The organism is Streptomyces sp. NRRL F-2664, from assembly GCF_000719345.1.
Classification (GTDB): Bacteria; Actinomycetota; Actinomycetes; order Streptomycetales; family Streptomycetaceae; genus Streptomyces.
In genome coordinates this window covers 1-6900 of sequence record NZ_JOFX01000097.1, presented here as the reverse complement: position 1 = coordinate 6900, position 6900 = coordinate 1, and the positions used below count along the sequence as shown (strand labels likewise).

Annotated in this window: 7 protein-coding genes; all 7 read left to right on the top strand. The window is 69.2% G+C overall.

Annotated elements, in window-relative coordinates; translation table 11 throughout:
• On the top strand, positions 1-428 hold a 428-nt coding region (locus IF89_RS0133785; RefSeq protein WP_030776356.1), incomplete at its 5' end, for an oligopeptide/dipeptide ABC transporter ATP-binding protein.
• Positions 421-1473 (top strand): ABC transporter ATP-binding protein, encoded by a 1053-nt coding sequence (locus IF89_RS0133780; RefSeq protein WP_030776353.1) that lies wholly within the window; start codon positions 421-423, stop codon positions 1471-1473. The genes IF89_RS0133785 and IF89_RS0133780, both read left to right, overlap by 8 nt.
• Before the next feature lie 183 nt (positions 1474-1656).
• A complete protein-coding gene (locus tag IF89_RS0133775) occupies positions 1657-2583 on the top strand; it encodes a GNAT family N-acetyltransferase (RefSeq protein WP_030776350.1) in 927 nt (308 codons plus the stop codon).
• 107 nt (positions 2584-2690) lie between these two features.
• The gene (locus tag IF89_RS0133770; protein ID WP_030776347.1) at positions 2691-4322 is read left to right on the top strand and encodes a peptide ABC transporter substrate-binding protein; all 1632 of its coding nucleotides are present in this window, start codon (positions 2691-2693) and stop codon (positions 4320-4322) included.
• Positions 4323-4401: 79 nt separating this feature from the next.
• Positions 4402-5325 carry an ABC transporter permease gene (locus tag IF89_RS0133765; protein WP_030776336.1) on the top strand — a complete coding sequence of 308 codons (924 nt, stop codon included), beginning with the start codon at positions 4402-4404 and terminating at the stop codon, positions 5323-5325.
• An 85-nt stretch (positions 5326-5410) separates the two neighbouring features.
• Positions 5411-6337 carry an ABC transporter permease gene (locus IF89_RS0133760; protein WP_199820612.1) on the top strand — a complete coding sequence of 309 codons (927 nt, stop codon included), beginning with the start codon at positions 5411-5413 and terminating at the stop codon, positions 6335-6337.
• Positions 6338-6348: 11 nt separating this feature from the next.
• A partial coding sequence (locus tag IF89_RS0133755) for an ABC transporter ATP-binding protein (RefSeq protein WP_030776330.1) occupies positions 6349-6900 on the top strand: 552 nt, incomplete at its 3' end.

Genomic DNA, 6900 nt, shown 5'->3' with positions numbered 1-6900 from the left:
CCCAGGTCATGGACCTCCTCGCGGAGCTCCAGCGCGAGATGAACATGGGCCTGATCCTGATCACCCACGACCTCGGCGTGGTCGCCGACGTCGCGGACAAGATCGCGGTCATGTACGCGGGCCGGATCGTCGAGACCGCTCCGGTCCACGAGATCTACAAGCGTCCCTCGCACCCGTACACCCGCGGTCTGCTGGACTCGATCCCGCGCCTGGACCAGAAGGGCCAGGAGCTCTACGCGATCAAGGGCCTGCCGCCCAACCTGCTCCGCATCCCGACGGGTTGTGCCTTCAGCCCCCGGTGCCCCAAGGCGCAGGACATCTGCCGTACGGAGATCCCGGTCCTGCACCCGGTCACCGAGCTGGACGGCACCGAACTGCCCGGCCGCGGCAGCGCGTGCCACTTCTGGAAGGACCAGATCCATGGCTGAGCTCAGCACGACGACCACCGAGCGCGAGCCGATCCTCCAGGTCCGCAACCTGGTCAAGCACTTCCCGCTGACCCAGGGCATCCTGTTCAAGAAGCAGGTCGGTGCGGTCAAGGCCGTCGACGGCGTGTCCTTCGACCTGTACCAGGGCGAGACCCTCGGCATCGTGGGCGAGTCCGGCTGTGGCAAGTCCACGGTCGCCAAGCTCCTGATGAACCTGGAGCGGGCCACCGCCGGCGAGGTCTTCTACAAGGGCCAGGACATCACCAAGCTGTCCGGCCGCGCGCTGAAGGCCGTCCGCCGCAACATCCAGATGGTCTTCCAGGACCCGTACACCTCGCTGAACCCGCGCATGACGGTCGGCGACATCATCGGGGAGACCTTCGAGATCCACCCCGAGGTGGCCCCGAAGGGCGACCGGCGCCGCAAGGTCCAGGAGCTCCTGGACGTCGTGGGCCTGAACCCGGAGTACATCAACCGCTACCCGCACCAGTTCTCCGGCGGCCAGCGCCAGCGCATCGGCATCGCCCGCGGCCTCGCGCTCAACCCGGAGATCATCATCTGCGACGAGCCGGTCTCCGCGCTCGACGTGTCGGTGCAGGCGCAGGTCATCAACCTGATGGAGAAGCTGCAGGACGAGTTCAACCTGTCCTACATCTTCATCGCGCACGACCTGTCCATCGTCCGGCACATCTCCGACCGCGTCGGCGTCATGTACCTCGGCAAGATGGCCGAGATCGGCACCGACGCCGAGATCTACGACCACCCGACGCACCCCTACACCCAGGCGCTGCTGTCGGCGGTCCCGGTCCCGGACCCCGAGGTCCGCGAGTCCCGCGAGCGCATCATCCTCACCGGCGACGTCCCGTCCCCGGCCAACCCGCCGTCGGGCTGCCGCTTCCGCACCCGCTGCTGGAAGGCCCAGGACAAGTGCTCCACCGAGGAGCCGCTGCTGGCGATCCCGGAGCGCTTCAAGGGCGTCGACAGCCCGGCGGCGCACCAGTCGGCGTGCCACTTCGCCGAGGAGAAGGCCATCCTGGCCGTCTGATCCCCGCACGCTCCACGTCCACGGCCGGTCCCCGGCGCCCCACGGCGCCGGGGACCGGCCGTCGGCGCGTCCCGAGCCGGACACCGCGGCAGCAGGAGTTCCGCGTGCTCACCCCGGACGGCTCGCCCCGACCCGTGCACAAACCGGTTGCGGCCCCGGGACACCGGGCCGGAGAGTGACGCAATGACCATCACCGTACGGCCCGCCGGTCCTGGGGACGCCACCGACATCTGCGCCCTGCTCAACGCCGTCGACGTGATCGAGACGGGCCGCCCCGAAACCGACCTCGGTACCGTCGAGGCCGACCTCAACGCCCCTGACGTGGACCTCGCCACCGACTCCTGGCTCGCCTTCGAGGACGGCCGGCTCCTGGCCTACGCCCTGGTGTGGGCGGACTCCGGTCCCGGCCGCGTCGACGGGGACCACTACGTCCTGCCCGGCCACGACGAGGCGGCGACCCTGCTGCTCGAACGCATGGAGACCCGGGCCCGCGAGATCACCGGCGGGACGGGCACACTCAAGATCCAGCTCAATGTGGCGCCCACCATCGACCTGGCCCTCCTCTCCGGGCGCGGCTACCGCACCGTCCGCCGCTACCAGGTCATGACGCGCCCGCTGTCCGCGGCCGCCGACCTCGCCCCCACCCCGCCCGAGGGGCTCACCCTGCGCCACTGCGGCGACGACGACGCCGACCGCCGTCGGGCGCACGCCCTGGTCGAGGAGACCTTCGCCGCCCACTTCGGCCATGTGGACCGCCCGTACGAGAACTGGCTGGACCACATCGAGGGCCGCACCCTCGACTGGTCGCTGGTCTGGATCGCGAGCCTGCCCGACGAGGGCGACGTCGCCGTCCTGCTCACCCGGGACGACCGCACGAGCATGGCCTGGGTCAGCCACATCGGCGTGCGCAAGGACGCGCGCGGCCGGGGCGTGGGCGGCTACCTGCTGCGCCACGGCTTCGCCACCTACGCGGCGCGCGGCCGGGACACCCTGGGCCTCGGTGTGGACATCCACAACGCGACCGGTGCACTGGCGCTCTACGAGGCGCACGGCATGACCTTGCACTACGGCGTCGACGCGTGGGAGCTGGCTTTGCACCCCCAGGGGTGACAGGGGCGCAACGCGCGGGTGCAATCGGTCCAACCATGCGTGTGGGGGACCGCACATAGGGTGACATTGGCCCCTAAGTGAGTCTTGGGAGCCATAGGAGGCACTCCATGCGCGGAGCCACCCACGCCCAGTGGGCCGCATGTGCAGTGGCCGTCGCCCTCGTGGCGACGGCCTGCGGCGGCGGGAGCGACAGCGGCGGAGGTGGCGGCGCCTCGGGGATCGTCAGCTCGTCGTGGGGTGACCCGCAGAACCCGCTGGAGCCCGCCAACACCAACGAGGTGCAGGGCGGCAAGGTCCTCGACATGCTCTTCCGCGGCCTCAAGCGCTACGACCCCGAGACCGGCGAGGCCAAGAACATGCTCGCCGAGTCCATCGAGACGACGGACAGTCGGAACTTCACCGTGACGCTGAAGGACGGCTGGAAGTTCAGCAACGACGAGCCGGTCACCGCGCAGTCCTTCGTGGACGCCTGGAACTACGGCGCGGACGTGCGCAACAAGCAGAACAACGCGCCCTTCTTCTCCGACATCGTCGGCTACGACGACGTGCACCCTGCGTCCGGCGAGCCGAAGGCCAAGACGATGTCCGGGCTGGTGGTCAAGGACCCCAAGACCTTCACCGTAGCCCTCAAGGACACGTTCTCCACCTGGCCGGAGACCCTCGGCTACCAGGCCTTCTCCCCGCTGCCCAAGTCCTTCTTCACCGACCACACCGCCTGGCTGGACAAGCCCGTCGGCAACGGCCCGTACCTGGTGGACTCGTACAGCAAGGGCACCGGGATGAAGCTGCGCAAGTGGGACGCGTACCCCGGTGAGGACAAGGCGCAGAACGGCGGCGTGGACCTGAAGGTCTACACCGACAACAACACCGCCTACACCGACCTGATCTCCGGCAACCTCGACCTGGTCGACGACGTCCCCGCCCAGCAGCTGAAGAACGTCAAGAACGACCTCGGCGACCGGTACATCAACCAGCCGGCCCTCATCATCCAGACCCTCACCTTCCCCCTGTACGACGCGCAGTGGAGCAAGCCGGGCATGGAGAAGGTCCGCCAGGGCATCTCCCGGGCCATCAACCGCGACGAGATCACCCAGCAGATCTTCCGGGAGACGCGCACCCCCGCCAAGGACTGGACCTCGCCGGCACTCGGCGAGAAGGGCGGCTTCTCCTCCACGGCCTGCGGCGACGCCTGTGTCTACGACCCGGCCGAGGCCAAGAAGCTCATCCAGGAGGGCGGCGGACTCCCCGGCGGCAAGGTCACGCTGACCTCCAACGTCGACACCGGCTCGCACCGCGACTGGATGGACGCCGTCTGCAACAGCATCAACAACGCGCTCGGGGAGGGACCGGTCTGCACGGTCAACCCCGTCGGCACCTTCGCCGACTTCCGCAACCAGCAGAGCAGCTACAAGCTGACCGGCCCCTTCCGCTCCGGCTGGCAGGCCGACTACCCGCTGATCCAGAACTTCCTCCAGCCGCTCTACTACACGGGCGCCTCCTCCAACTACGGCAAGTTCAGCAACAAGGAGTTCGACGCCCTCGTCGACGAGGCGAACCGGGAGAGCGACGCCGCCAAGGCGATCGCCAGCTTCCAGGAGTCGGAGAAGATCCTCGCCGAGCAGATGCCGTCCATCCCGCTCTGGTACCAGAACGGCAGCGCCGGCTACTCGGAGCGCCTGGAGGACGTGGCCCTCAACCAGTTCAGCGTCCCGGTCTACGACCGGATCAAGGTGATCTGACCCGCACCCGGATCCCGGATCCCGGCCCCCGGCCCGACGCCGGGGGCCCGCCGTGCCCGCCAACTGCATGGAGCACTCCATGGGACGTTATGTGATCCGGCGGCTGCTCCAGATGATCCCGGTGTTCATCGGCAGCACGTTCCTGATCTTCTTCATGGTGTACGCGCTGGGTGACCCGGTCGCGGCCCTCTTCGGCGACAAGGCCCCCGACCCGGCCACCGCCGCCCGCATCCGCAAGGACCTCTACCTCGACCAGCCCCTGTGGAAGCAGTACCTGCACTACATGGGGCAGATCTTCCAGGGCGACTTCGGCACCGCCTTCAACGGACAGTCCGTCACCGAGCTGATGGCCTCCGCCTTTCCGGTCACCCTGCGCCTGACCCTCGTGGCGATCTTCTTCGAGGTCGTCATCGGCATCACCCTCGGCGTGATCAGCGGCCTGCGCCGCGGCCGGACGGTCGACACCTCGGTGCTGGTGATGACCCTCGTGGTCATCTCGGTGCCCACCTTCGTCACGGGCTACCTCCTCCAGTACCTCTTCGGCGTCCAATGGGGCTGGGTACGGCCCACCGTCTCCCCGGACGCCCCCCTGAACGAACTGATCCTGCCCGGCATCGTCCTCGCGCTGGTCTCCCTCGCCTACGTCACCCGCCTGTCCCGCACCTCCATCGCCGAGAACGTCAAGGCCGACTACGTCCGCACCGCCACTGCCAAGGGCCTGCCCCGCCGCCGGGTCGTCACCCGCCACCTGCTGCGCAACTCGCTGATCCCGGTGGTCACCTTCATCGGGACCGACATCGGCGCCCTGATGGGCGGGGCCATCGTCACCGAGCGGATCTTCAACATCCACGGCGTCGGCTACCAGCTCTACCAGGGCATCCTGCGCAACAACTCGCCCACGGTCGTCGGCTTCGTGACCATCCTCGTCATCGTCTTCCTGCTGGCGAACCTGCTCGTCGACCTGCTCTACGCGGTCCTGGACCCGAGGATCCGTTATGCCTGATCCCGAGCGCCCCGAACCCGCCGGCTACGACCCGGTCGGCCCCCGCCCGAAGGAAGCCGTCTCGCCCACGGGCCAAGGGGGACCCATGGATCTGGCGCTCGACGAGGCCGAAAGCGTCCGAGGCATCGAGAAGACCGCGGGACCGGGCGCGTCCGGGCCGAAGGAGCGGGCCCGCTCCCTGTGGTCCGACGCCTGGCACCAGCTGCGCCGCAACCCCGTCTTCGTCCTCTCCTCCCTGCTGATCCTCTTCCTCGTCGTCATCGCGATCTGGCCGCAGCTCATCGCCAGCGGCGACCCCCTCCAGTGCGACCTGTCCAAGTCCCAGCAGGGCTCGGCCCCCGGCCACCCGTTCGGCTACGACACCCAGGGATGCGACGTCTACACCCGCACCGTGTACGGCGCCCGCGCCTCCATCACCGTCGGCGTCTGTGCCACCCTCGGCGCCGCCCTGCTCGGCTCCGCGCTCGGGGGGCTCGCCGGCTTCTTCGGCGGCTGGGGCGACTCCCTGCTCTCCCGGGTCGCCGACATCTTCTTCGGCATCCCGGTCGTCCTCGGCGGGCTGGTCTTCCTGTCCGTCGTCACCAGCACCACCGTCTGGCCCGTGGTCGGCTTCATCGTGCTCCTGGGCTGGCCGCAGGTGGCCCGCATCGCCCGCGGATCGGTGATCACCGCCAAGCAGAACGACTACGTCCAGGCCGCCCGGGCCCTGGGCGCGGGCAATGCCCGCATGCTGCTGCGACACGTCGCGCCCAACGCGGTCGCCCCCGTCATCGTCGTCGCCACGATCGCGCTCGGCACGTACATCGCCCTGGAGGCGACCTTGTCCTTCCTCGGCGTCGGCCTGCGCCCGCCCACCGTCTCCTGGGGCATCGACATCTCCAACGCCGCCTCGCAGATCCGCAACGCCCCGCACATGCTGCTGTGGCCCGCGGGCGCGCTGAGCATCACGGTGCTCGCCTTCATCATGCTCGGCGACGCGGTGCGCGACGCCCTCGACCCCAAGCTGCGCTGAGGAGCCCGCACATGCTGCTCGAAGTCCGCGACCTCCACGTGGAATTCAAGACGCGCGACGGAGTCGCGAAGGCGGTCAACGGCGTCCACTACGCGGTGGACGAGGGCGAGACGCTGGCCGTGCTCGGTGAGTCCGGCTCCGGCAAGTCGGTGACCGCGCAGGCCGTGATGGGGATCCTGGACGTGCCGCCGGGCCGGATCGCCGGCGGCGAGATCCTCTTCAAGGGCCGGGACCTGCTGAAGATGAAGGAGGACGAACGGCGCCGGATCCGCGGCGCCGAGATGGCGATGATCTTCCAGGACGCGCTGTCCTCCCTCAACCCGGTGCTGACCGTCGGCGCCCAGCTCGGCGAGATGTACGAGGTCCACCGCGGCACGTCCCGCAAGGAGGCCCGCGCGAAGGCCGTGGAGCTGATGGACCGGGTGCGGATCCCCGCGGCCAAACAGCGGGTCGGGGACTACCCCCACCAGTTCTCCGGCGGTATGCGCCAGCGCATCATGATCGCCATGGCGCTGGCCCTGGAGCCGGACCTGATCATCGCCGACGAGCCCACCACGGCTCTC

Bases quoted from the DNA above. Each gene is read 5' to 3' on its own strand.
- IF89_RS0133780 (WP_030776353.1), top strand. From the start codon at position 421: ATGGCTGAGCTCAGCACGACGACCACCGAGCGCGAGCCGATCCTCCAG.
- IF89_RS0133775 (WP_030776350.1), top strand. From the start codon at position 1,657: ATGACCATCACCGTACGGCCCGCCGGTCCTGGGGACGCCACCGACATC.
- IF89_RS0133765 (WP_030776336.1), top strand. From the start codon at position 4,402: ATGGGACGTTATGTGATCCGGCGGCTGCTCCAGATGATCCCGGTGTTC.
- IF89_RS0133770 (WP_030776347.1), top strand. From the start codon at position 2,691: ATGCGCGGAGCCACCCACGCCCAGTGGGCCGCATGTGCAGTGGCCGTC.
- IF89_RS0133760 (WP_199820612.1), top strand. From the start codon at position 5,411: ATGGATCTGGCGCTCGACGAGGCCGAAAGCGTCCGAGGCATCGAGAAG.